The sequence below is a fragment of the Ochrobactrum sp. EDr1-4 genome (genome assembly GCF_049199085.1).
Taxonomy (GTDB): domain Bacteria; phylum Pseudomonadota; class Alphaproteobacteria; order Rhizobiales; family Rhizobiaceae; genus Brucella.
The window spans coordinates 85,973-112,139 of the sequence record NZ_JBLZOF010000009.1 but is presented as its reverse complement, the minus strand read 5'-3'; the positions used below and the strand labels follow the sequence as shown (position 1 = coordinate 112,139).

Here is a 26,167-nt window from a genome sequence, read left to right as displayed (position 1 = left end):
ACAGCAGCTACGCGGACTTTTTCACCGCGATAATACTGTCGCTCAGGCGAACATGATTGTTGCTGCCATGTGGAATTTCCAGCCCCAGAATAGGCGAGCCGGTCAACAGACTGCCATCAGGGGCGACAACACGATAGAAAATCCGGTTAAGCCGTGAGGTGCCAAGAATTGAAAATGCAGAGTGGGGAAGATCGACGCTGAGTGCTCCATCCTGCAAAGTTATTGTGTCAGCTATCGAGAGTGCGGCGGCACCTAAAACACGATCAAACGCCTCGTCGGCTGCCCGATGGGCATACCAGCGCCCAAGAAAAAACAATAGGATAGTCACTGCAAGCAGCGTTAATCCACTGCCCACCAGAATGCGGCGTTGGATCGAGTATTCTTTGTGTTCAGATGTGCGAACCATCACGGATGCTGTAATTTCGGGCGTAGCAAATAGCCAACGCCACGCTGCGTTACGATTTCCAAATTGCTGCTCTCCAGCTTTTTTCTGACGCGGGAAATCAGCAATTCTATCGCATTGGGGGTTCCGGTGTCATCATGACCAAAAAGCTTGAGAACAAGCATATCTTTGGGCACAGCGACATTGATACGGGTTGCCAGCATTTCAAGAACGTCGAATTCACGTCGCCCGAAATCCAACGGCTCATCACCCTGCATCACCGATCTTTGAGTAAGGTTGATCGATAAATCGCCGATGTGCAGGAGTGGCTGCGATACACCCATATGGCGCCGTGCAACGGCTCTAATGCGCGCCACAAGCTCTCGCAGGTCAAAAGGTTTCACCAGATAATCGTCTGCACCAAGTTCCAGCACATCGAGTTTGTCGGCAATCTGGTTGCGCGCTGTAATGACCAGCACAGGACAGGACAAGGACCGCTCGCGCATGCTGCGTAAAATTGCAAACCCATCGCGGCCGGGAAGATTTATATCAAGTACGACGACATCGAAAGAACCATTCACGGCCAAGTCTTCGCCCTGCACGCCATCATAAGCGGTTGTGACTGCATAGCCTTCCTTCTCAAGCTTCGATGCGATAGCGAACGCAATGTCGATAGTGTCTTCTACGAGAAGGATGCGCATGTTGTTTTCAATGTTTCGATTTAGCGTTTTGGCGATGACAGGATTCTGACAGCTAGAATTGATAGTCTTCAAAATAATAGAAGAGGCTGCAGCACTTGTATCATAGCAAGAGTGCAGGGGAGAGAAAATGTTTTGGCGCGAGTTGGTATGCCGCTTAGGCATAGCTTTGTTTGGGCTACTGTTGAGCATCGCTTGCGCGAATGCCGCTGGAGCTGCTTGCGCTTATCATGGTGCGCTGGATGAGCGCTATTGCGACGAGAACCGCGACCTTGTCGCTGACGCTCCCCTTGATCCATCGCAACTGCGCAACCCACAAACGCTTGTCTGGGCTTATACGCCTATAGAAGATCCGGCGGTTTATGCGCGGCTCTTCAAACCGTTCACCCAGCATCTTGAAGCCTGCCTCGGACGGCAGATCGTTTATTATCCGATCCAGTCCAGTGCCGATGAGGTTGAGGCAATGCGTTCAGGACGCCTGCATTTTGCGGGCTTCTCGACTGGGCCGACTATTAACGCGGTCAATCGCGCAGGTGCCGTTCCTTTTGCCGCCAAAGGCACTGGTGATCAGATGCGCGGTTATCGGCTGGTCGCTGTCGTGCGCGCGGACTCACCCTATGAAAAGCTGGATGATCTTAAAGGGCGTCGCATCGCCCATGCTTCACTATTCTCAAATTCTGGCAATGTCGCACCACGCGCGCTCTTTCCAAAAGAAGGTCTTACGCCGGGGCAGGAATATGTGCCCATCATGTCGGGCGGGCACGATAAATCGATCCTCGGTGTTGTTGCTGGTGATTACGATATGGCGGCTGTTGCCTCCGATGTGCTTGAACGCATGATCGAGCGAGGGCTTGTGAAGCGTGATGGTGTTCGTCTGATCTATCAGAGCGATTTGTTTCCAACTTCCTCATTTGCCTATGCTCATAATCTCGCGCCGTCCCTCGTGGCGGAGATGAAGCGCTGCTTCTTCAATTTCTCATTCACGCCTGAAATGAGGGCCGAGTTTCAGGGTGACGATCACTTCATTCCCATAGATTACGCAGCCGCGTGGTCCGTGGTGCGCGAGGTAAGCGAGAAGGCTGGCGCGCCGCCTCCATAATTCGCTTCACATCAGCGGATAATTCGCACGGTATTTTCGGATGCCAGATCCCGCAGCAAGCCAGCTCATAGTCAACTGCAATCCATATGGGTTTCAGTAAGGATCACTTCGGCTCAAAGTGGATAAAATAATGAGTTTTTACAAGCAACTATCCTATAAATATAAGGTCTATAATGCAGACCCCACGACACTGATCGGGGTTATGCTGGCAATCGTCTTTGCCTATCTGATTGCGGCGCCAATCGTGCTGCTCTTGTCAGATGCAGTGATTGTCCAATTTGCTGATCGGGCACGCTCGGGCCAGCAGATTGGTGAATTGACCTTTTATTATCTTAACCGTGCGTTCTTCTCGGCGATTTCGACCGATGTGTTCTGGCGTCCACTTTGGAACACAGCAATTATCGCACTTGGTTCGATTGCCTTTGCGCTTGTCACGGGCATTCCACTGGCATGGCTTTTGAGCCGCACAAATTTACCGGGCAAGAAGTGGTTCTCGACAGCATTGATCGTTCCTTACATGCTGCCTTCGTGGACCTTCGCACTGGCTTGGCTGACCCTGTTTAAAAACCGCACCACAGGTGGTCAGCCAAGCTGGATGGAAGCCTTGGGCTTCTCGCCACCTGATTGGCTTGCGTATGGCATGTTGCCAATTACGCTCATTCTGGCCATGCACTATACGCCGTTTGTGATCCTACTTTTCGGCAATGCGTTGCGGCAGTTTGATTCAACGCTTGAAGATTCAGCCCGTGTGATGGGCGCTGGCAAATTGCTAATCGCGCGTCGCATAATCTTGCCACTAATGCTGCCCTCGCTTGTGTCGGCTTCGACGCTGATTTTCGCCAAATGTCTCGGTGACTTCGGTGTCGCCTATATTCTTGGTGTGCCGGTTGGTTTTGATGTTCTCGCGACGTCTCTGTTTCGTGCAATCTCGACGAGTCAGGCTGGCATGAGCGCAGTCCTCGCGGCAACCATTGTCGTGCTTGGGAGCATTTCAATCTTTCTCGATATGTATCTGCTCAAAGAAGCACGCCGCTTTGTGACCATTGGCAACAAGGGTTCGATGAACCGCGAGACTGACCTCGGACGTTTCCGTGTGCCTGCATTCAGCTTTGCTGCACTCATGTTTGTTGTCAGCGCGTTTATTCCGCTGATGGCCCTTCTGCTGACAACTGTTATGCGTGTGCCGGGCGTTTTCGCGCTGGATAATTTTACCCTGGATTTCTGGATCGGGACTAATCTCAACACCACCGCGATGAGCAATGGGATTCTGCTGACAGGCGAATTTTGGAAAGCGACCTGGAATACGCTCTGGATCGTCGGCTCGGCTGCATTGGGTGCCGGTATTCTTGGTCTGCTGGTCGGTTATGTTGTGGCGCGCACGCCGGTGGCAATTGTTGGAACATTCCTGCGTCAGGTGACATTTCTGCCATATCTGGTTCCCGGCATTGCCTTTGCTGCCGCCTATCTCACAATGTTTGCCGTGCAACGCGGACCACTTCCGGCTCTTTACGGAACCCCGATCTTGTTGGTTCTTGCCATCCTTGCTGATCAGATGCCTTTTGCATCACGTGCAGGTATTTCGGCGATGATGCAGCTTGGCAAAGCGCCGGAGGAAGCTGCTCAGGTTGTGGGTGCTGGTTTCTGGCGTCGGCTCGTTTTGATTGTCGCCCCCATTCAGAAAGGCTCGCTGGTTTCAGGAATTCTGCTGCCATTTATCTCTGGCATCAAAGGTCTGAGCCTTGTCGTCGTGCTGGCTGTTCCCGGCACAGACGTTCTCACCACCTATGCATTGCGCCTTGTTGATTACAGCTACAGTCAGGCCGCAAATGCAGTCGTTTTGATGATCTGCGTTATCGCCTTCGGCGGCACGGTCATCGTTCAAAAACTCACCAACAGCAAATTGTCTGACGGATTGGGAGGCAAATAATGTCGAGCATTACTATTCGCGATGTCAGAAAGAGCTACGGCAAAGCCACCCGTGCTGCCGTTGAAAAACTCTCACTTGAAATCCCAAAGTCGGAATTTCTCTGCCTGCTCGGGCCATCAGGTTGCGGCAAGACCACCACGCTGCGCATGATTGCTGGCCTTGAATATCCAACCGAAGGCCAGATACTCGTTGATGGCAAGAAGATCGTCTCGGTCGATGACGGTATCTACGTGCCGCCAGAAAAGCGTGGCATGGGTCTGGTTTTTCAGAACTATGCACTCTGGCCGCATATGACAGTTGAGCAGAATGTCGAGTTCGGTTTGAAGTTGCACAAGGTGGCAAAAGTCGAACGTGACCAGATCATTGATGATGTGCTGCAAAAGCTTGGAATCGAGCGCTACCGTGATCGCTTACCCGCACAAATGTCGGGTGGACAGCAGCAGCGTGTAGCACTGGCGCGTATGTTGGCGCTTAAGCCCGATATTATTCTGCTCGACGAACCGCTTTCCAATCTCGATGCGAAACTGCGTTTGGAAATGCGTGCGGAACTCAAGCGTATTCATCAGGAAATAGGTTCGACGGTTGTCTTCGTGACCCATGATCAGTGGGAGGCCATGACATTGGCAACTACGATTGCGGTGATGAGCGAAGGTGAGTTGCAGCAGCTTGGCACGCCTGACGATATTTATGAGCGTCCCGCTAATCGCTTTGTGGCGGAGTTCATTGGCAATCTGCCAATCAACATCACCGAGCTTAACGACAATAATAACGGCGCGCTGGCCACATGGGCACGCGATTATCTGAAAGTAAAAGACTTCACCACAAACGGTGTTGGCTCTGTCGGTATCCGGCCGGAATCGGTGCGTCTCAGCGATACGCCTGTCGAGCAGGGGTGTGTGGCCAAAGTGATCGACATCGTGCCCACTGGCGGTAGCTGGATTGTAGAACTGTCAGTTCATGGCGAGCAGTTTTTTGCGATCGCTGCAGATGCTCCAGTCCGTAAGGCCGGTGATGAAATCTGGTTTCATGTCGAACGCAGCCACGTCCATGTGTTCGACAAAGAAGGCATGCGCATCAGTGGCTAATCGCTGAGCAACATATTCTCAAAAATATCAACTAGGAGGAAACGATGACTGTATATTTGCGCACCTGTGCGGCTCTTTCATTGAGCGCCGCACTTCTGGCAAGCACGGCTGCCTTCGGAGAGCCTGTGGCTGAAATCGGCATCAAGGATGCGGATTACTCGCTCGAAGCTCTTATTGAAGCCGCAAAAAAAGAGCCGGGCATTACCGTTGTGGACGCCACTGGCAAGATCGTGACAATGGCCGAAGCCTTCACCGCAAAATACGGTGTGAAGGCTACGGGCGTGAAGATGAACGGCCAAAATCAGGAACAGGTCATTCTGCGTGAAGCTACTGCGAACAATGTTCGCACGGACGTCTTCAACATGAGCAATTTGCCATCGGTTACGTCGGAAATCATCGTTCAGGGCGCAGGTCTCAGCTGGCTTCCTGTCGATCTCAAAGATCAGGTGCCCGCGGAATATCAGAGCCCAGCTATCACGAGCCTTAACCCATGGGTCTGGGCATATAACTCGGATGTCCATGGCGATAAGTGCCCAATCGACAATATTTGGGCATTGACCACGGAAGAATGGAAGGGCCGCATTGCTATTCCAGATCCGCTTCTGCGCAACGAAACCATGTTCTGGTTCAATCAGATTGCCGAGCATGATGATGAAGCCATGCGCAAGGCATATGAAGAGTTCTTCGGTGAGCCATTGAAAACCGATGAAGCAAGCGCGACCGCGGAATGGGTCAAGCGTTTCGCTAAGAACCGTCCAAGCGTTACCCGCAGTGATACCGAAGTTGGTCCGATCATTGGTGCAAAAGGACAAGAAAAGCCCTTTATGGGCTTCCTCAGCACTTCGATCTTCCGCGATGCCAAGAAAAATGGCTATACGATGGGTATCTGTGCGGGCATGAAGCCTTGGGCAGGGCAGCTTACGCCACGCGTTGCCGTCATCGCATCCGGCACAAAAAGCCCGAATGCCTCAAAACTTTTCGTGCATTATATGATGACCGGAGAAGGCATGGCACCACAATTGGCTGATGGTAAAATCTCGTCGAATAAGGGCGCGAAAATTCCTGAAGGTGAAGTGTCCGGAATCGTCAATGTCATTGACCAGCTTTACGTCCCGCATTCCGAAACAGCCGAAAGCGATTACTCAAAGCTTCAGGATTGGCAGGATTTCTGGACGATCAACTCCCGTTAACTATTTCGCAGGTCACGAATGGAGGGCGGAAAGCCGCCCTCTCCTACAATCTTTGTTATTCCACGGCACAAAAACTGGGTCAACAACACTGGTACACATTGGATCAGACATGAAAATCTTATGACGCAACCTTGAAAGGGTGACGTTTTGGATTGGATTTTCGAAAGGCGCTTGATTAAAATTATCAATCAATCAATGTTTAGCACGTGATAATAAGAGCCGGTAAGGCTCGCCGGCATGCTGAGGAGAACCTGAAGTGTCAAAACTTTTGACTGAAGTTGGAGGGATTTTAACGCGACTTGCTGAATCTTCGCCACGCGATATTCAGCTTGTTGCTGAGCGCCTTCATGATCATGCTGTAGAAGAGCGTATGTCTGCGACCGATCTAGGCGTGGTGCTGAATGAGCTTGGGTACAGCGATATATCGAATTTTTGTGAGGCCGCCGATATTCCTGTGCATGTCGCCAAACGCTGGGAGCGCTTCGGCGTTTCTGCAGAAATGCGTGCCGTCTTGTTGATGATGCAAGCTCAGAAACGACATTTTGAGCAAGTCACCAATGAGTTCGAGGCAATTACACATGTAGGCCTGTTAGATTTCTTGCGCAGCCGTAAAGCCTGACATTTGAATTAAGAGCTACAGAATTTCCCCTCGAGGACCGTCAGTCATCAAGGAGGGCTATTGCCGTTTGACTATCGGTAATGAGGACGCTTGCCGGAACAATTTTAAGTGCGGCGCGGATTGCCGTAACTTTAGAGGTGCCGCCGGCTGCTAATACGACGCGGCTGATTGCTGCTACCGTGTGCAGGTCGATCGACATCACACGTTGATTGATCTCGTGATCAACCAGTTTTCCGTGCTTGTCGACGAAATAGCAGAGTATGTTGGCGACCGCTCCGCAATCATGTAACGGCTTTATGAGATCAGACGAAACGATCCCATGCCGAAAGATCGTGGCGTCTTCCGAAACTGCACCTACTGTCAGTAATGCAATATCTGCCTGAGCTGCACGTTGCTGGAGATTACGTAGTTCCGATTGGCGCCATAAAGTCTCACGTAACCCTTGTTCATCGAGAACGACCGGCGCTGTAATCTGATAGCTGTCCACTTCGTAGACCTCCGCTACTCGCGCAGCAACGACAGAAGGGTTGATCCAGCGTGAGTGTGGAAGGCTTCCTACAAGGGCGACAACGGATGCATCTTGAAGCTTACGATGCTCCAAGAACTGGACGCTGGCATAGAGTGTTGCACCTCCTCCGATCGCAAGCGTCATTCCATCTTGCATTTCCTGATCCAGATATGCGGCAATGGCATTACCGAGCGCTTTCTCAAGGTTCTCGCTGTTTTCGGGAGTAGGGACGACAATTGCAGATGCCAGCCCCCATTTTTCTTCAAGACGGCGCTCAAGCTCGATCTGGGCGGTCGTGGCTGCATTAATACGTGTAACGACAATTCCTTCGGCAGTTGCGGCGGCGAGTGTACGCATTATCTTGACGCGACTGACACCCAGCTGTTCGGCGATCTGCTCCTGCGTCATGCCCTCTACATAGTACAGCCAGACTGTCTTCACCTTGAGGTCTGATGATCTCAACGGCCAGCTTTTGCTCGTCATCTTTGTCTCGCTCCCCCACAAATTTCTAAACCTGCATAAGTTATAGCAAAAAAAGTGCCCCTTGCGTCAACTGTTCAAATGTATTTGACAAAGAACAAATGAACATTATTATACCATTTAAGGGCATCAAACTGTCCGACTACTGGGAGGAACAGGAACAGCCCGCGATGGCGTTCCTATGGGAGGAATAAATGAAGGATTTAACCCGGAGGATAGGTGTCCTCACGGCCTGCTTCGCGAGCATTATGTTTGCCGGGACAGCTCTGGCTGGAACACTTACGCTTTACACTTCGCAGCCCGACGCTGATGCGGCCAAGACCGTTGAAGAGTTCCGCAAACTCAATCCGGACGTCGACGTTCAGGTATACCGTTCGGGCACGAGCGATATCATGAGCAAACTAGCGGCAGAATTTTCAGCTGGCGCACCACAGGCTGATGTGCTGCTCATTGCTGATGCTGTCAGCATGGAGAGCTTAAAAGCCGATAACCGACTGATGCAGTATTCTGGCGCAAACGTCGACGGTTTTGAGGCCGGAACAATTGATCCGGAAAAATACTATTTTGGCAGCAAGCTGATTACGACTGGTATCGCTTACAATTCTGCGGCTGAACAAAAGCCACAGCACTGGTCGGACCTTGAAAAATCAGACTATAAAGGCATGATTGTTATGCCTAGTCCCCTTTATTCGGGTGCCGCAGCATATCTCCTGAGTGGATTTGTGGCTAATGATAGTCTCGGCTGGAAGTTTTTTGAGGCTCTCAAAGAAAATGAGGTCGTAAGCGTCAGAGGCAATGGTGCGGTTCTTAAGTCTATTGCCAGCGGCGAGAAACCCTATGGTGTCCTTGTCGACTTTATGGCGCTAAACGCTAAAGCAAAAGGCTCACCTGTAGAGTTCGTCTTTCCTGAAGAAGGCGTACCAGCTGTGACTGAGCCGGTCGCTATCATGTCAACGACCAAAAACGCTGATGACGCGAAGAAGTTCATTGACTTCATCATTTCGGATGAAGGCCAAAATCTTGCTCTGAAGCAGGGCTATCTGCCCGCCAAGTCATCTGTAGGGAAGCCTGCTTGGATGCCTGAGGGGCTGTCCGTTAAAATTATGCCGATAGATACGCAAAAGGTTCTGGAAAAAACTGACGAAGACAAGTCGCGTTTCACAGAAATGTTTGGCGGTTAGGGCCTAGAAACCTATGCAAAAAATATCCGAGACAAACAATCAGAGCCGGGATAAGGCTCTGATTGCAGGGACGATTATTATCGTTTCTCTGCTGTCGCTTCTCCCAATGGGACGGCTTCTCCTTGAAGTCGCCATGCCCGCTAAAGGTACGGCGGTTGAGGCAATTGGGCGCGTCTTTTCCTCTTCAGCGACTTGGACCGCGACTTGGCATTCACTGTATGTCGGGGTTTTCGGGACAATTTTCGCTGTTGTTCTGGGAACAGGTGTGGCCTTGCTGGTTAGCCTCACGGATATTCGCGGGCGGTCCGTTTTTATATTTCTCTACGTAACACCATTGCTGATTGCGCCGCAGGTTACAGCGCTCGCATGGCTACAGTTGTTTGGCCCTGCGAGCCCGTTCCTCAAGATGATCGGAATGGCGCCGCCATTGGGATCGCGTAACCCGCTTTATTCAAGCACAGGGATTATTCTGCTGCTTGGAGTGCAATACGGGCCACTTGTGTTTCTCATTGTGCGTGCGGGACTGCGCAAGTTGCCACGCGAACTCATAGAGGCCGCGTTGAGCAGCGGAGCGAAAAAAATGACAGTTTTGCGCACCATCATCGTTCCCCTGATGGCGCCCTCAATAATTGGAGCGACCGCACTCACATTTGTCTCTTGTGTTGGTAATTTCGGTATCCCAGCCTTCCTGGGGATCCCGGCCAACTATCTTGTTTTACCGACATTGATTTACCAGCGTCTGAGCGGTGGCGGGCCAGCTGTTCTTACAGATGTGGCAACCTTGTCTACTTTGATCGGCGTGATAGCAATCGTTGGTATAGTCGCTCAAGAATATGTCTCACGCTGGCGCGATTATAGAATTGCCTCAACGTCGCTCCCCGCAAGCCCGTTTGAGCTCAGACGTTGGCGTATTTGGATCGAAGCCGTCATGTTGCTCATTGTTGTTGCAGTATTGGGGCTACCTGTTCTGGGTCTTGCTTTGACGTCTTTGGTTAGCGCCTATGGCACGCCACTGACATGGGAAACTGCGACGCTTGCCAATTACAGTTTCATTCTCTTTGAACACGCAGCCACCGAACGCGCATTCCTGAACAGCTTTGGGTTGTCGCTGGCGGCCTCCTTCTTCGCTGTCGTGATTGCTGTGCCTTTGGCTTATATCACAACATGGCGTAAACGTTGGTGGACGAGGCTGTTCAATGTCACTGCCGAACTCCCTTACGCCCTGCCGGGTGTGGTCATGGCCATTGCCTCTTTGCTGCTATTTCTAAAGCCGATGCCGATATTTGGCTTTCACATCTACAATACGATTTGGATTATCTTGTATGCCTATCTGGCTCGGTTCTTTGTTCTCGCTTTACGGCCGACCGTTAGTGGACTTCACCAGATTGATCGCTCGCTTGAAGAAGCTGCACAGGTGGCTGGTGCCAGCCTGTTCATGCGCTTGCGAACTATAATATTTCCATTGGTCGCGCCAGCGACACTTGCTGGCGGAGTTCTGATCTTCCTGACGGCATTTAGCGAGCTGACCGTCTCGGCTCTTCTTTGGGCGTCAGGATCTGAAACCATTGGTGTCGTTATTTTCTCCTTCGAGCAGGGAGGGGATTCCACATATGCCGCTGCTACATCGATTGTAACGATATTGGTAACGATTTTTCTCATGCTGTCGACGAACCTTTTCGCGCGGCGTCTGCCTGATGGAGTGCTCCCATGGCGGGATTAAACATTAAAAATGTCACTAAAAACTTCGGCAATTTCGACGCCCTTTCTGATGTCACGCTTGATATCAAGAATGGAGAGTTTGTAGCTGTCCTTGGGCCATCAGGCTGCGGAAAAACAACTCTGCTTCGGGCAATTGCTGGCTTTGAGAAAATCACCAACGGCACAATTTGTGTTGGTGATAAGGTAATGTCAGCTATCGATAGTCACGTCGAACCTGAAAACCGCCGTGTTGGTATTGTCTTTCAGAACTATGCGCTTTGGCCCCATATGACTGTTGCTGAAAACGTCGGTTACAGTCTTCGTGTGGCGAAGGTCGCAAAACCTGAACTGGAGCGACGGGTAAAAGAGGCACTTGCGCTTGTTGATCTCACCGGACTTGGAGACCGCAGACCCGCTAATTTATCGGGCGGTCAGCGTCAGCGTGTGGCGCTTGCACGATGTCTGGTTGCTACGCCATCACTGGTTTTGTTTGATGAACCTCTTGCCAATCTGGACGTGCACTTGCGCGCTTCGATGGAGGATGAGTTTGCCTCTTTTCATAAACGTACGGGCACCACGATTGTCTATATTACGCATGATCAGGCGGAAGCGATGGCTCTGGCTGATCGCATAGCGGTGATGGATAAAGGAAAGCTGATCCAGTTTGCCACTCCGCGGGAGCTCTATGAGCGACCTCAGAGCGAGATGGTGGCGTCGTTTATCGCCAATGGAATGGTTCTGCCTGCACGCGTCTTGAGCGCTGAAAATAACGGGCACTGTGAAGTTGAAGTGTTCGGGCAAAAAGCAGCGTTGCGCTGCGCTCCGGGGCAGAGGTCAAATGCTGATGCAAAGATATGCATACGATCTCAGAACATAGAGTTGCGGGACAGTGATGGCATAGCACTCACAGTCAAGCGTCGCATCTATCGTGGCGGTGGGGCTCGTATTGAAGCGCACCCGGTAAATCATCCTTCCGTCGAACTTACTTTTGATTTGCCGGATATGGCCGGTGGACAGGAAGGCGATACGATTAACATAGCCATTAACTCCGGTTGGGTCATTCCAGAAGGAGCAGTAGAGAAATGTTGATTGATCTCTACGGTGGCTTTGGAGAAAAAGGGCGAACCAGTGTTGGCATAAGCACTGATAGCAAACTCTTATTCGATGCGGGCATTAAAGTAGGTGCGAAAGGACGCGAATATTATCCAGCCATTGCGGAACAGGATGTCTCAGCACTTGATGCTGCCTTTATTTCCCACGCACATGAAGACCACATTGGTGCGCTGTATTGGCTGAATTCCAATGGGTTCAGGGGCACATTTTATATGACGCAGGAAACCCTTGACGATGCAGGGGCAATGCTTAGTCAATATGCTGACCCATTGCATAAGCAAACCAATTCGTTGGCCGACATTTCAATCAAAGTGTTCGCCCCGGGCGAAACCATTCGTGTCGGTCAGACAGAGGTTGCGTCAGGGCGATCAGGGCATGTCGCTGGAGGTGTTTGGTTTTCGGTAACACAACAGTCGAAACGCGTTGTTTATTGTGCGGATGTCGTCCCTAAAAGCGATGTTTTTCTGATGGACCCGCTACCGCATTGTGATCTTGTCATCCTTGATGCCTCGTATGGTGGTGATCCGGTTTCTGCGAAGGACCGTGTTCGCCAGATCGAGAGCTTTATCGACGACCATAATGGTAAACTCGTGATCCCAGTGCCTGTTTCCGGGAAGCCACTTGAATTGATGGCAATTTTGCCAGACCATTTTGCGATCCATCATGCGATGCGTCGTTCACTGGAAGCACAGCTTGATGTTCCAGATGCGTTTTCTTCGCAAGTTGCCCGATCATTGCGATCAAAACTCAAAGGGGCGATTGATTGGCGCGAGGACACTAATTTGCCTGATTGTCCATTATTGACTTTTGACGGCATGGGTAGTGCGGGACCTTCAATACAAGCATTGCAACAAGCGGCAGAGCAAAATGTGCCTGTGCTGTTGACAGGGCACGTTCCTGAAAACACACCAGCGCAATTTCTATTGGAACAAGGTCGGGCGAATTGGATACGACTTCCTACCCATCCCACCCGGTCGGAGAATTTAGAACTCTGGCAAGATGCGGGAAAGCCCGCCGCACTTGGTCATTCCTGCGCACTCGATAAGCTTGAAGAACTCAAACCTTATCTGACAACTCTCAATACAACAGCCTTAACTGGTTTGCAGTTTTCAATCTGAATGGAGATGAAATGAGAATACTCGTAGCAAACGATGATGGCATTGATGCCCCTGGACTTGCGCGGCTAACGCAAGTTGCGGAAAGGCTTAGCGATGATGTGTGGGTTGTTGCACCTGATGGCAAGCGCACAGCTGCGAGTGGCTCCATCACGATTGCCCGATCGCTTACTTTGGTGGAAAAGGGACGCCGTCGCTATTCATGTTCAGGGACGCCAGCGGATTGCGTGGTCACTGCGATGACATGGCTTTTCGAGGGTCAGAAGAAGCCAGACCTTGTGTTGTCGGGTATCAATGATGGTCGTAATGTCGCTGAAGACCTTGCGTACTCTGGCACACTAGGAATTGCTAGAGAGGCAACGTTTTGGGATGTTCCGGCGATTGGATTTTCGCGCGTTAAGCAAGCCGCAGAAGCTGACAGCGATATTGACTGGCTTGTAAACTTCGTCAGACAGATACTCAACAAGCGCGATACCATATTTCTGGAAGGGCATTGGCTCAGTGTCAATTTGCCTGAGCGTCTGCCAGCAGCGATTGCGCAACCACGGATCGGTCGTGACAAAATTGGCATTCGGGCTGAAATATTGTCATCTGACGGGCAAAACACGGAGATTATAATCCCTCGTGGCCGTGCACATAGCGCTTCCGATGGAGATGATAATGATCTGCTGGATCGTGGCAATGTTTGTGTCAGCCGGTTGAATTGGTTCGGCCAGACGCCTTTAGACGATGAAAGCCTCTTCGCCTTGAAGTTTGAATAGAGGCGTATCGCCCCGGAGGTTCCAGCTCCGTCTGATGAAATAAGTACCAATTGTATGCAGATAAAACCATCGGAGCCTTATGATGGAATCCACAATCGTCATAATCAATTTGTGCGGTGCCGTGGCTCTGCTGTTATTTGGGCTTGCGCAGGTTAATGATGGCGTTCAGCGAGCATTTGGCCCCAGCCTTCGATCGGGGCTTGCCCGTGGCACAAGCAATGGCCCCCGTTCCTTCATTTCTGGTTTTGTGGCTACAATTGGTCTCCAAAGTTCGACAGCAACCGCCTTGATGGTAGCTTCATTTGTTGAACGTGATTTCATTCAACAGCGTATGGCTCAAATTGTGCTTTTGGGCGCAAATGTTGGTACCGCAGTTACCGCTTGGATTGTTGCCACCGGAATAGAGTGGTTGTCGCCACTATTGATATTGTCTGGCATAGTTTTTTTGAAAAAAGGAACCGGCAATCGTCGTGGTATTGGGACCATGCTGGTAGGTATAGGGCTTATGCTGCTCTCGCTGCACCTCCTTGGGATCGCCACCGAGCCGATCCGCCACTCACCCGCAATAGCAAGTTTTGTGAGCATGCTGAATAATGCCTGGCCCGTCGCATTGCTTTTCTCGGCTGGGATTGCCTTCATTTCATCGTCAAGTTTGGCAGCGGTTGTGCTGATCCTCTCCCTTTCCGCCACCGGTGTATTACCTTCGGCACTCCTCATCGTCCTTGTCCTTGGCGCGAACCTTGGCGGAGCAATTCCACCGGTGATCGCTTCTGTGGGAGGAGAGGTTGCGGCAAAACGAGTTACATTGGGCAATCTAATTGTTCGGGGAATTGGATGTTTGATTGCACTTCCATTCGCTCAATACGGGGCCGATTTAGCGGCGGCATTATCACTTCCAGCGAGTAAACTGCCCGTGGATGCACATCTTGCGTTCAATTTAATATTGGCGGTCGTGGCATGGCCATTCTCGCGCTTGTTATCCGATTTGATGATCCGGTTACTTCCTGATCCGCAGAAGTCAGATATGGGCCCGAAGTTTCTCGATGTTCAGCAACTTTCGACGCCAGTGATGGCATTGGCTGGAGCAACGCGCGAAGTTTTGAGTATAGGCGATCTCGTGGAGCGCATGCTGATGCGGATGTCCTCAGCTTTTCAGAAAAACGATCCTTCTGCCTCAACTGATATTTCTTTACTTGAAAAGCGTGTCGACTTTCTCCAGCAGGAAGTGAAAGTTTATTTGTCCAATCTCGGTCGCCAAAGTTTGACTGAAGAAAATGACCGTCGATCACTGGAAATCATCGACTATGCCGTCAATCTTGAACATATAGGCGACATAGTCGAGAAGGGGTTGGTGCCTTCATTAGCGAAGAAAGCGGCACTTGGCCTGCATTTTTCTGACGATGGCTTTGGCGAACTCGAGCGATTATTTGATCTGACCGTCGAAAATATACGTACTGCTCAGACTATTTTTGCGACGAGAGACTTTCATCTCGCTAAGCGACTTATGGAGATTAAAATCGAAGTTCGCCGTATGGAAAAATTATCCTCCGAACAGCATCTTGCGAGACTTCGTGACGGAAGGATCGAAAGCCTTCGCACAAGCTCTATCCATCTCGATATGCTACGCGATCTAAAGCGTATTAATGCTCATATTGTTTCGGTCGCGCATCCAATACTCGAAGAGGCGGGACTATTGAGTGATAGCCGGTTGGTATCTGCGTAAATCGAAGTGGCAGTGTTTCAATTTTGCGATTTACGTCTCACACCAGATGCTTGGTGATTGAATTTCATAGAAAATGCTTAAAATAGGTATTCTTGCCAACCATAAACGTTAAACGTCCTCAGCGCCCGAGCGGCTGATATGGCGTCTGACGCGAATTCGAAATCTTTGTTCTCGATGGCTTCGAGAATGCCTAAGTGGTCTTTACAGGCCTCGCGTGTTGATTGCCGCTGAGAAACGACCCAGTGGGGGTGTGGACGAAGACTAGTAAAAACTCAACATGGTTGGCTTATGCCATGACAGCAACACCCCCTGACATCCCAGCCAATCGGTGCTCAAATAAAAAGACCTTCTCCCGAAGACAGACGGAAACATCATGCGGTTTTGCACGTTAAGGGTTCAGCTGAAACAGGATCCTTAAGAATGAAATATAGCCAGCAGCGTATCTTACCAGAAAGTGTGGGTTCTGATCGTGGTCGGGATGCCAAATCGCCTGGAGATATACCGCCAAGGGGCCTTAGGGACGTCTTTTGGCGCGTCATTGAGGCTGTCATGGTCGATCGCGTAACGCTTATCGCGGCAGGTGTGACCTACTATCTGTTGCTCTCACTATTTCCGGCGCTGGCTGCACTTGTTGCTCTTTACGGATTCGTCGCCGACCCCTCAACAATTATGGGACACATTGGCTTCCTGGCAAGTGTTTTTCCACCTGGATCGTTCGACGTCATACTTAATCAGTTGACTGCTCTCACACAGCAAAAGACATCTACGCTGAGCTTTGCGTTCCTTACTGGTCTTGTTGTAGCGATCTGGAGTGCCAACAGTGGCATGAAGGCGATATTCGATGCTATGAACGTTGCATATCAAGAAAAGGAGAAACGGAGCTTTGTACGCCTGAACTTCCTATCTCTGACATTTACATTCGGTGGGCTTATTATCGCCATCGTTCTTATCGTGGCCATCGGAGTGCTTCCAGCCGCTTTGTCTTATCTTTGGCTGGATCGATGGCAGGAGCTCTTGGCGCGGTTCGCGCGCTGGCCTCTCGTTCTTGTCCTGGTCGGCTGTGGTATCGCCGTAATCTACCGCTTTGGTCCCAGCCGCGAACAGGCAAAATTCAGGTGGTTAAACTGGGGCGTGGTGTTTAGCACACTGCTCTGGATGTCTGCATCAATCCTGTTCTCATTTTACATTGAAAACTTCGCGAATTACAACGCGACCTACGGCGCGCTCGGCGCACTTATAGGCATGATGGTGTGGATCTGGATCTCAGTGATTATATTGATTGTCGGTGCTGAACTTAACGCAGAGCTGGAGCACCAAACCGCTTGCGACTCTACCACGGGGGCGCCGCAGCCTATGGGAGACCGCGGAGCGTTCGTGGCCGACACCTTGGGGAAGACCGTCGATTAAGGTTTTCATAATTATGATATCTCCGGCCTTTTCGCGTGGCGTTGAAATGCCACCCGAACTGATAGCACGCAGTCTTGGACCGCACGTCCTCACTTGGCGAAATGAACTAAAATTTCCGGTCTTTTGTGTTATTATTGTCGTGACCGATCATGAACTTGATCTGGTTGGGAACCACTTTGTGAACCATGTACCAAATCCCAGAAATCAGAACCAGCACAGTTCCCATATTTACAGACAGATCTGAGCCGAAACCAACAATTGCTTTGACACCTGCCATTACGAGAAATATAAGTGCCCACACTCCAGTCATAACGTAATTTTTGCGTTGGAATTTTGGTGACCCCCAATACTTAGCGTCAATCTGATCATGGGCAAATTGCATCGTGAATGGCTGTCTTAAAGCCATTGAAGCTACTGCTATGACAAAGAGGTGCCTTAGTCTCATATCAATATCGTAAACGTTTCAATCACTTCGCGGATTGGAACTCTTGCCGTATGTTCGGACTGCCCTCTGGCCCAGCATTCCTGTCAATCTGGCGCGCGGCGCGCAAGCCGGATTCAATTGCGCCCTCAACCCAGCCCATCTTCAGTGTGGTGAAATCGCCTGCAAAGTGAATGCGACCTTCAGGCTTGGCACATTCCCCAATCATCCAGCCGCCGCCAATGGGCGGGCCGCCGAATGAGGCTTTAATCCACGGCTGTTCGCTCCATGCAAAGGAATCCATCGACAGGGCCTCGTCGATGAGATCGGGCATGTCTGCTTGGAACTGGTCGAATACCCAGCGTGCGCGCTCTGATTTAGGTTGCTTCAGAGCGGCCTCTGCATTCGGGCCATTAAGATAGAAGAAAACGCTGCCATGGCCGCCAGGCTCATTGCCGGTGATGTCAATGACGCGTTCCCAAGGACGGTCTCCGCCAGCCATGGGCCAGCCATAAACACCCTTTGAGAGCCACGACGGCGTACGTGTTTTGACGATGACCTTTACCGTTTTGTCCCATTCCATCTCCCGAAAGAGCCTTGTCTTACCCGCTGACCAACCCGGCGTCACTTTGACGTCGCCGATCACACTGAACGGGATTGTTGAAATCACCGCATCGCCATGGAAATCTTTGCCCTTATGCGTTGTCACGCGCACACTCGAGCCGGTCTGGTCGATCTCGGCGACGGCTGAACCAAGTTTAATGCGTTCGAGGCCGATCGCTATTGCCATCGCCATTGGCAGGCGGTTATTGCCGCCCTGAATGCGGAAGAGGTTTTTGTCGCCAAAATGGTAGGCGACACGCGGTATCATGGCGAGTGCGTGCGAGCCGGTCGTAAAAGGCCCGGCATGCGCATTCAGCAGCTTGCAGTAACCATCGGACGCGCCGACGCCACGAATGAGATCGGACAGCGTCATGGTGTCAATTTGTGACATGACGTCCGGATCCGGCCAGCGGGCATCAAGAGCGGTGTCGGTGTCAAAACCGGCGCGTTCGAGATAACGGTTGAGCGTACTTGATACGCTGACATTGCGCTCTTCGGGATCAAGTTTCCATGGCCAGGCGTCGAGATGCGCGGCGTCGCCGGTCTGACCATCAACGAGATAGCGCGGTAGTCCATCATTGAGCGCGAGAAGCGGCAGGTCAAACTGCCTTATGTAGTTGAGCACATAAGGCATGTTGGAGCGGAAATGACCACCGCCCGCCTCGGTGAACATGCCATCGCCAAGAGGAAGTGAAAGAAGCCGACCACCGATGCGGTCCTGTGCTTCGATGACGGTAACGTCGTGTCCACGTCGCAGCAGTGACAGCGCGGCAGTCAGCCCAGCCATACCAGCACCCAGCACCAGTATTCTGCGCGCACCCTCATTTGTCAGTGCTCTTAGTGGGCGTGGCAGCGCTAAACTGGCGAGCGACGTGGCGCCGCCCAGCAGAATGTTGCGCCGAGAGATAACGGTGTTAAAAGTCGATGTCAGATTCATGCGCGCCTCAGTTAGGTACGATGCAACTTAATCTATAGTTTGGTGAATAGGAACTGGAGCGTGTCTCGCTCGCTTTATCTCATTCCACAGGGGAGAAAATCATCAGGATACACGACTGGCCGGACCAGATATAATCTTGTTGTGCCACACACATGTGACGCATTGCTCTCAAAATACATCATCAAGCCATCAAAACTTTGTCGCAGAAGCTTTGTTATTTACTTTTCACATCAAGTTAATCTGTCGATTATAAGCTTATCGTAATTGATTATTGACGCGGCCGCAATCGATTTATACAAGTTCACAAAATAACGATATTCGTCTGGACGCTCGTAAGATGGAAGTAAGCTGCGGTTTAAATTACGTCTGGCGGGTACGCTGCGTCAGATCAGTATAAACTGTATTGAGTGCCATCTACAATCATTGTGCTTACTTTGTTTGGATTAGATAGATGGTCTACATCAAGCTTGCTGCGCCTTTGCTCCGTTGCTCCCGTGAGAATTTGCTTTCGGGCATCAGCCGGACAGCGCTGGCCATTCCGCTCGCTTTTATGACAGCACAGGCCACCGCCAGTACGGCCTCAACAGCGCTTCCATCCACTGTGGAGAGCGTCTTTTTCCGTGAGTTCTATGGTGCGCAGGGTAGTGACGCAACAGCGCGTACCTTCAGTGCCAACACGCCTGCTACACCGGGTTTGACCGGCGGCATCATTATGCTTCTCAACGACTATACGACCCGCGTTGAACACGGTGTTGCGGTCCAGCTCGGCTCCATGGGTGGTGTCGGCGGCGTAGGCGCGTCAGCACCATTTGCATGGGAACCGGGAGCGCGTGGCGGTGATGGTGGGCGCGTCAGCGTGGTGCAACGTGGCGCTCTGGCCGGCTATGGCGATCAGCCGACCCGCGCTGCGGAGCCGCTTTTCGAACTGACGCGTGGCAGCAAGTGGTATTCCGATACACGCTCGGGTGCCATGGGTCCCTGGTGGAACGGCGGCGGCGCTATGATGCTTATCTACTCTCAAGGTGGGCGCGGTGGAGGGGCGACCAGTCAGGCCGGTCGAGGCGGTGATGGTGGTGAGGTGGATGTCTGGCTACAGTCCTCCATCAAGACGGAAGGCAGGCAGTATTCAGGCATCTGGGCACGTTCGCTTGGTGGTGACGCGGCGTTTGGCGGCATACGCTATGGCGGTTTGCCCAGCGTCTTAGCGGGTGGCAATGGTGGTGTCACGAGTGTTATTATTGATAAGTCGGGATCGATTGGCACTAAGGGCGCAAGTGCGCCGGGCATCATCGCCGAGTCGATTGGCGGCGAGGGTAGCAGCGCCACGCTTTATTACGGTGACTACAATGCCACGAATGGCGGGGCCGGTGGCGCTGTCTGGTTCGATAACAGTGGCACCATCAGCACAGTGGGCGATCGTTCGCTTGGTGTGATCTTGCAAAGCGCTGGCGGTAATGGCGGTAGTCAGCGCCGTGACGAGGGCGGCAATGGTGGCAGCGGCGGCGTCGGTGGCTGGGTGCTCGGCATTAACCAGGGCTTGATTTCCACCAATGGCAAATACAGCACTGGCCTGATGGCGCAGTCTATCGGTGGCACGGGCGGCCGCGGCGGTGACGGCTTGTTTCATGGCAATCCGGGCGGTGCGGCTGGTGCTGGCGGCGACGTGAATATCGGCAATTTCGGCAAGATTACCACCAAGGGTGAAGGTGCGACCGGTATCGCCGCGCAAAGCGTCGGCGGCGGCAACGCTATTGCTGCCTTTCAGGCCGGGGCCATCGTGCCCGGCAGCGGCGGCTCGGGCGCCGGCGGCGCTGGTGGTGCAGGCGATGCCTGGTTTTTCGGTCGTGGTGGAGAAGGCGGCAGTGGCGGTGCGGGCGGAAATATTCATGTGACCCAACTCGGGACTATCGAGACTGATGGCCTCAAAGCCTACGGGCTGGTGGCACAGAGCATCGGCGGTGGTGGTGGCATCGGTGGCATGTCCAGCGTCTCCTCGCCCTTTGTCGGCATTGGACTTGGTGGTGATGGTGGCGGTGGCGGTGCGGGTGGCAACGTTCTCGTTGATGGCTTCAGCAATGCCTATCGCACGTCATGGGACAAGGAAGCTGCACTTGGTGACGCATTGCGGCTGGCGGTACCAGCAAGTGGGCCGAGCGTTGCGCCATCCATAACGACAATTGGCGCGGGTTCCACCGGCCTTATTGCGATGAGCGTGGGCGGCGGCGGCGGCTTGGGCGGCAGTGCGACGGCCAAAGCGGCCGGTGTGGTCGCAGCCCTCACGGTTGCCGTGGGCGGTAAGGGCGGCGGTGGCGGCAACGGCGGCAACGTCGAAGTCAACAACGAATCCGCCATCACGACCTTTGGCATCCAGTCTGCGGGCATTATTGCAAACAGCGTCGGCGGCGGCGGCGGCATCGCCGGGGATGCAACAAGCTATGCACTTGCCGTTGCGCCACCCGAATGGCCAGCGTTCAGCCTTTCCTTCGCGGTGGGCGGTGCCGGGGGCACAGGCGGCACTGGCGGCAGTGTGACGGTGCGCAATTATGGCAACATCATCACAACCGGGTCGAGTTCCGACGGCATTGATGCGCTAAGCGTTGGCGGTGGCGGCGGCAATGGTGGCGTCGCAAAATCAGCAGCCGATGTCGTCGGATTTTTCGAGAACGTCACACTCGTCGCTGCTGTGGGCGGCAAAGGCGGGGGGGGCGGTAATGGCTATACCGACCCCGCCAAGGGCGTGCGGGTTGAGAACTATGCTGCGATCGAAACATCGGGCGCATTCTCGCGCGGCATCTCCGCCATGAGCATCGGCGGCGGCGGCGGTCATGGCGGCTCTGGTGATGCAAAGGCTTCGTCCGGCATCTCGTGGAACGACCATCTCAACAACCTTGTGTCTGCGCTGCCCACAGCCGGCGCGATGACCACAAACTTTGCCATTGGCGGCGCTGGCGGAGAGGGCGGCCATGGCGGTCGGGTCGACGTCGACAATAGCGGCACTATCCTGACGCAGGGCCACAACGCCAAGGGTATCCACGCCCAGAGCGTGGGCGGCGGCGGTGGTGATGCCGGCGGCTACATGGCAACCGGTAAAGGCAAGTTTAACATTACTTTAGAGGCAGGAGGTGATGCCGGTCATATTGATCCGGCGCACCCGTCAAAGAACCGAAGCGGTGGCAATGGCGGTGCCGTTACCGTAACAAACCAGTCTGGCGGGGTCATCCGGACCATCGGAGCAGGCTCCGTTGGCATATTTGCTCAAAGTGTTGGTGGCGGCGGTGGTGAAGGCGGTGGCTTTGCTGGTACCGTGAAGGCGGCACCGACGCTGACAGAAGATACTGGTGCCTTCATCCTTCAGCTCGTTGATGAAGTCGTGAAGGTGAACGATCTTCGGACATATGTGACAAAGATGGCCACGTCGAAGCCCGATCCTGCCGACAAGAAAGCCGATGTCGCGAAGGCGAGCGGGGATAAAGTAAGTGAAGAGGACAAGAAGAACGCGCTGGCGGCCATCGCTAATGCCAATGGCAAAAACGACAAGCCGGGCGATGCTAAAGGTCCGGACCGGATCAAACAGGCGAAGTCATTATTCAAGATCGCCAAGTCGTTCTACGCCAACGGCAAGAAGCTTTGGAAGGTGGACAAGGACGGAAACCTCATCTTCCCTGAATCCGGCGAGGCGTTTAACGCAGTTTCCTTGATTAGCGAAACGATTTTGGTCGAGGCCTATAAGGACAAGATTAAAAAGGCCTATGAGAAGGTTTATGGCGAGGCCGAGAAGCCGACGGAGCTTGACCTCACGGTCGCATTGGGCGGCAAGGGTGGCGCTGGTGGCGCGGGTGATGCAGTTGAGGTAACGAATTCGGGTCTGGTGTTCACCGAGGAAGCTAACAGCATTGGGATTCTCGCTCAATCTATCGGTGGCGGCGGTGGGCGTGCCGGTGCCAGCCTTGCGAACGGCACCAACAAGCTGAACGCCAATATTTCTGTCGGCGGCAGCGGGGGCGACGGCGGCAAGGGTGGTAATGTGACGGTCGCAAACACCAACGGAATCCAAACCGCTGGCGCTGGTTCGTTTGGCCTGTTCGCGCAGAGTGTCGGCGGCGGGGGCGGCTATGGCGGTGTGGCTGCCAGCGCCAATTCCATTTCGTTGACCGGTGAGCTCAAGGTCGGCGGCAGCGGTGGCAAAAGCTCCAACGGTGGCTCGGTAAAGGTCGATAATTCCGGTACGATCTTGACCTCTGGCAAGGAAGCGCACGCGCTGATCGCCCAGAGTGTTGGCGGCGGCGGTGGCACGGTGTTTGTCAGCCGCGTCGATCCCGACGATCCGGCCGTCGTTTCCGATTCCGCTGATATGAAAGAGGCGATGCAGCTGGCCGAGGAGATGCTGAAAGCTGCCACCACCAGTGTGCTGACCTCCAGGACTACCACCGAGAAGGAAAAGAGCGACGCTCAGAAACTGGCAGACCTGCTGGCTTATAATTCCAGTGGGGCTAAGGCTGGCGGAACGGGTGACGTATCGTCGACGATTTTGCCCACCCCGTCTATCGGTGCCTCGTTCGGTGGTACTGGCGGTGAGGGCGGCAGCGGCGGCAAGGTTTTCGTGAACCATTCAGGCAGCATCGTCACGGAAGGCATCGGCTCTTTTGGCATCTTTGCTCAAAGTGTGGGCGGCGGCGGCGGGTTTGGTGCTGATGCGGGCAATGATGGTCTGCTGGCAATCAAAGCGCGCCTGGGCGGCACGGGCGGCGTCGGCGGAAATGGCGACGAGGTGAAGGTCACTTTCGACAAAAATGCGTCTGTTGCCACCTCAGGCAATGGTGCGACTGCGGTCACGCTGCAATCCATCGGCGGCGGCGGCGGTTATACCGGCGCAGGTAATGTGAACATGAATTTCGCCGATCCCCTACCGGTTGAAAAGACGGAGCAGGTTTGGGTGCCGCCAACGATCATCCCAACTCCCGATGGCGGTGTTTCGGTACCGGGTTATTGGATAACTCGCACATCGACCCAGGTTCTGGGCAGCAGCGGCAATGGTGGCGCAATCATCGTCGGGATGGCAGACACGAAATCGCGTCTTTCCATCACAACCACCGGTAATGCCGCTCACGGTATTTATGCGCAGACTATTGGCGGCGGCGGCGGTGCTGCTTTTCAGACAACGGCCATCGCCGTACAAAAGGATGAGGGGAAACGCCGCGAGGGAATGACCGGTCATGGCGGTTCGGTCTCCATTATTACGCATGGCGACATCGTCACAACCGGCGAGGGTTCGCATGGGTTCTTCATCCAGAACGGTCGACAGACGGCCAGCGGAAGCTTCGAGGATTTCCAGCGTCAGTCTGGTGCCAATATCATCGACCATACCGGTATCCTAACAGGTGGCACCGGTAGCGGTACAGCGATCCGGGTCGAGGGTGGTGGCACGACCACCATCAATCTGCGGGCCGGTGCTATGGTGAGCGCGGGGTCGGGTAACGCGATCCAGACCTCCGTCGGCAGTGACAGCCTGACGAATGCTGGCGTGCTGATGGGCAATGTTGACCTTGCCAGCAGTGGAACGCTGGAGAAAAATACCTTCAGGAACGAGAGTTCTGCGGCCTATATCAGTGCGCCGGGCAATGGCATCGTAAATCTTGGTCGCGGAGGCTCGTTCGAAAATTTTGGTGTGATTGATGTCGGCGGCTTAGGCAAACTCGGCACGCTGAATATCAATGGCGGTGATGCCTGGCTTGCCGGTGTGGCGCGCGTGGATATCGACAGTTCCGGCCCGGGCGTTCAGAAGAACGACTGGATAGAGGCGAACGGCGTCGCCACGATTGATGGCTTGGCCTTCCAGCCTAACTTCATCGGCGTGCTGCCGACACCTTATACACTCATGTCAGGAGAACTTGTTCAGCACAATCCGGCGGAGTTCAGTTATAGCGCGGCGTCGCCAATCTCTTGGCAGACACGCTCGTCAACCAGCAACATCACTGTCACGCCATCGGCTGATTTCGCAGCCGCAGCCTCCGGGATTGAGCTAACACCGACGGAACGCAGCTTCATGAATTCGCTGCAGGACGTTTGGAACGCTGGTACCGGTTCCACTTATGCTTCACGGGTGTTCGGTGGCATGGCTTCCGTATCCTCGCTACAGGAATATGAAGCGGCTCTTGCCTCTGGCTCGCCGGAAGGCCAGCAGCAGGCGGCTATCGTCCAGAGCACTACGGGCAGCCGTGCTTCTCTGAGGGGCGCCCTTAGCTGCCCAGCCTTCATCGACGATGGCGTTATGATCAATGAGAGCGAATGTGCCTGGGCCAGGATCTCCAGCGCACATTGGAACCAGTCGGAATCGACAAGCACCTTTGGCTATTCACAGAACAGTTTCAGCTATCGTATGGGCGCGCAGTGGGAGTTTAAGCCGAATTGGTTTGTGGGTGCCAGCGGTGCCTATACCTCAAGCAAGGGGCATTCCGATGATGGCTTTACGGAGACGGAGTCTGACAGCGGCGACATCGCAATCTCGCTGAAGCATCAGATGGGTGCCTGGTACTTTGCCGGTGCCGCCCATCTCGGCTACGGCCGCATCACCACTGACCGCATTTTCAGTATGGGTAATGATCTCTGGTTTGCCGAAGTCGACAGCGACGTGTGGACTGCGGCAGTGCGCGGACGCGTGGCCTATGAATTTGCATTCGATCAATCATATGTTCGGCCTTACCTCGATGTGGATATCATCCACACCTATATGCCGGGCTATGAGCTGAACGGCGATGGAGCTCGTCTGGCGGCGGACGCGTTTAATGACTGGACGTTCGCTCTCTCACCTGCGGTCGAGTTGGGCACGCGCATTGATGTCGCCAAAGGCTGGCTGCGCCCCTATGGAACCGTTGGGTTTACCTATCTGCATGATGAACAGATGAGCCAGAATTTCTTGTTTGGCGGTGAGAATGGCGATGGCTTCGCGTTCGTTTCGACATCCGCGGCGCCGGAATTTCTGGTTGATGTCGGCTTAGGCCTTCAGCTTTACGTCGACGAACGCTACGAATTGCGCGGAGAGTACAATGCGCAGATCGGCGACAACTTCCTCGGACAGGAAGGGAGCGTAAGGTTTGCTGTTAAGTTTTAATTTATGTCTTCGGGGCCGCTGTTTATGGGAGCCCAGCTGAGTTAGTAACCCAAAAGCGAAGCACTCTGTTCGAGAACTTGATCATAATGCCCATATTATAGAGGTGAGATTG

General features: G+C 53.3%; 18 protein-coding genes. 13 read left to right on the top strand and 5 right to left on the bottom strand.

Annotated features, from left to right (window positions below):
* Positions 1 to 7: 7 nt before the first annotated feature.
* Both ACOZHT_RS20690 and ACOZHT_RS20685 read right to left on the bottom strand, forming a co-directional pair.
* Positions 8 to 406, bottom strand: a complete 399-nt coding sequence (locus ACOZHT_RS20690; RefSeq protein ID WP_421566472.1) for a sensor histidine kinase N-terminal domain-containing protein — start codon at positions 404 to 406, stop codon at positions 8 to 10.
* Complete coding sequence (locus ACOZHT_RS20685; RefSeq protein WP_421566471.1) at positions 406 to 1,083, bottom strand: response regulator transcription factor; 678 nt, start codon at positions 1,081 to 1,083, stop codon at positions 406 to 408. The genes ACOZHT_RS20690 and ACOZHT_RS20685 overlap by 1 nt, the downstream gene beginning before the upstream one ends.
* Positions 1,084 to 1,210: 127 nt before the next feature.
* Here ACOZHT_RS20685 and phnD point away from each other — a divergent pair, with 127 nt between their 5' ends.
* The 5 genes from phnD to ACOZHT_RS20660 all read left to right on the top strand — a co-directional run bounded on the left by phnD (position 1,211) and on the right by ACOZHT_RS20660 (position 7,000).
* Positions 1,211 to 2,179 carry a phosphate/phosphite/phosphonate ABC transporter substrate-binding protein gene (gene phnD, locus ACOZHT_RS20680; RefSeq protein WP_421566470.1) on the top strand — a complete coding sequence of 323 codons (969 nt, stop codon included), beginning with the start codon at positions 1,211 to 1,213 and terminating at the stop codon, positions 2,177 to 2,179.
* A 130-nt stretch (positions 2,180 to 2,309) separates the two neighbouring features.
* The gene (locus ACOZHT_RS20675) at positions 2,310 to 4,106 is read left to right on the top strand and encodes an ABC transporter permease (RefSeq protein WP_421566469.1); all 1,797 of its coding nucleotides are present in this window, start codon (positions 2,310 to 2,312) and stop codon (positions 4,104 to 4,106) included.
* Complete coding sequence (locus ACOZHT_RS20670) at positions 4,106 to 5,191, top strand: ABC transporter ATP-binding protein (RefSeq protein WP_421566468.1); 1,086 nt, start codon at positions 4,106 to 4,108, stop codon at positions 5,189 to 5,191. Before ACOZHT_RS20675 ends, ACOZHT_RS20670 begins: the two co-directional genes overlap by 1 nt.
* A 44-nt stretch (positions 5,192 to 5,235) precedes the next feature.
* Positions 5,236 to 6,381 (top strand): ABC transporter substrate-binding protein, encoded by a 1,146-nt coding sequence (locus ACOZHT_RS20665; protein WP_421566467.1) that lies wholly within the window; start codon positions 5,236 to 5,238, stop codon positions 6,379 to 6,381.
* Positions 6,382 to 6,637: 256 nt separating this feature from the next.
* Entirely contained in the window at positions 6,638 to 7,000 is a 363-nt protein-coding gene (locus ACOZHT_RS20660) for a hypothetical protein (RefSeq protein WP_339510644.1), read from the top strand.
* 40 nt (positions 7,001 to 7,040) lie between these two features.
* On the opposite strand, the gene ACOZHT_RS20655 is transcribed toward ACOZHT_RS20660, so the two are convergent.
* Positions 7,041 to 7,991, bottom strand: a complete 951-nt coding sequence (locus ACOZHT_RS20655; RefSeq protein ID WP_421566466.1) for a sugar-binding transcriptional regulator — start codon at positions 7,989 to 7,991, stop codon at positions 7,041 to 7,043.
* Between the two features lie 191 nt (positions 7,992 to 8,182).
* Between ACOZHT_RS20655 and ACOZHT_RS20650 the strand changes: the two genes are divergently transcribed.
* The 7 genes from ACOZHT_RS20650 to ACOZHT_RS20620 all read left to right on the top strand — a co-directional run bounded on the left by ACOZHT_RS20650 (position 8,183) and on the right by ACOZHT_RS20620 (position 16,986).
* Complete coding sequence (locus ACOZHT_RS20650) at positions 8,183 to 9,169, top strand: ABC transporter substrate-binding protein (RefSeq protein WP_421566465.1); 987 nt, start codon at positions 8,183 to 8,185, stop codon at positions 9,167 to 9,169.
* A 13-nt stretch (positions 9,170 to 9,182) separates the two neighbouring features.
* Positions 9,183 to 10,889 (top strand): ABC transporter permease, encoded by a 1,707-nt coding sequence (locus ACOZHT_RS20645; RefSeq protein WP_421566464.1) that lies wholly within the window; start codon positions 9,183 to 9,185, stop codon positions 10,887 to 10,889.
* Positions 10,877 to 11,956, top strand: coding sequence for an ABC transporter ATP-binding protein (locus ACOZHT_RS20640; RefSeq protein ID WP_421566463.1), 1,080 nt, complete (start codon positions 10,877 to 10,879; stop codon positions 11,954 to 11,956). Before ACOZHT_RS20645 ends, ACOZHT_RS20640 begins: the two co-directional genes overlap by 13 nt.
* The gene (locus ACOZHT_RS20635) at positions 11,950 to 13,098 is read left to right on the top strand and encodes an MBL fold metallo-hydrolase (RefSeq protein WP_421566462.1); all 1,149 of its coding nucleotides are present in this window, start codon (positions 11,950 to 11,952) and stop codon (positions 13,096 to 13,098) included. The genes ACOZHT_RS20640 and ACOZHT_RS20635 overlap by 7 nt, the downstream gene beginning before the upstream one ends.
* Positions 13,099 to 13,109: 11 nt before the next feature.
* Positions 13,110 to 13,856, top strand: coding sequence for a 5'/3'-nucleotidase SurE (gene surE, locus ACOZHT_RS20630; protein ID WP_421566461.1), 747 nt, complete (start codon positions 13,110 to 13,112; stop codon positions 13,854 to 13,856).
* A gap of 82 nt (positions 13,857 to 13,938) precedes the next feature.
* Positions 13,939 to 15,579, top strand: a complete 1,641-nt coding sequence (locus tag ACOZHT_RS20625; protein ID WP_421566460.1) for a Na/Pi cotransporter family protein — start codon at positions 13,939 to 13,941, stop codon at positions 15,577 to 15,579.
* A gap of 420 nt (positions 15,580 to 15,999) precedes the next feature.
* On the top strand, positions 16,000 to 16,986 hold the full coding sequence (locus ACOZHT_RS20620) for a YihY/virulence factor BrkB family protein (RefSeq protein WP_421566459.1): 987 nt from the start codon (positions 16,000 to 16,002) through the stop codon (positions 16,984 to 16,986).
* 106 nt (positions 16,987 to 17,092) lie between these two features.
* On the opposite strand, the gene ACOZHT_RS20615 is transcribed toward ACOZHT_RS20620, so the two are convergent.
* A complete protein-coding gene (locus ACOZHT_RS20615) occupies positions 17,093 to 17,392 on the bottom strand; it encodes a hypothetical protein (RefSeq protein ID WP_421566458.1) in 300 nt (99 codons plus the stop codon).
* A 61-nt stretch (positions 17,393 to 17,453) separates the two neighbouring features.
* Positions 17,454 to 18,947: a flavin monoamine oxidase family protein gene (locus ACOZHT_RS20610; protein WP_421566457.1), complete on the bottom strand. Its 1,494-nt coding sequence runs from the start codon at positions 18,945 to 18,947 to the stop codon at positions 17,454 to 17,456.
* Between the two features lie 451 nt (positions 18,948 to 19,398).
* Here ACOZHT_RS20610 and ACOZHT_RS20605 point away from each other — a divergent pair, with 451 nt between their 5' ends.
* Positions 19,399 to 26,055, top strand: coding sequence for an autotransporter outer membrane beta-barrel domain-containing protein (locus tag ACOZHT_RS20605; protein WP_421566456.1), 6,657 nt, complete (start codon positions 19,399 to 19,401; stop codon positions 26,053 to 26,055).
* Positions 26,056 to 26,167 lie beyond the last annotated feature (112 nt).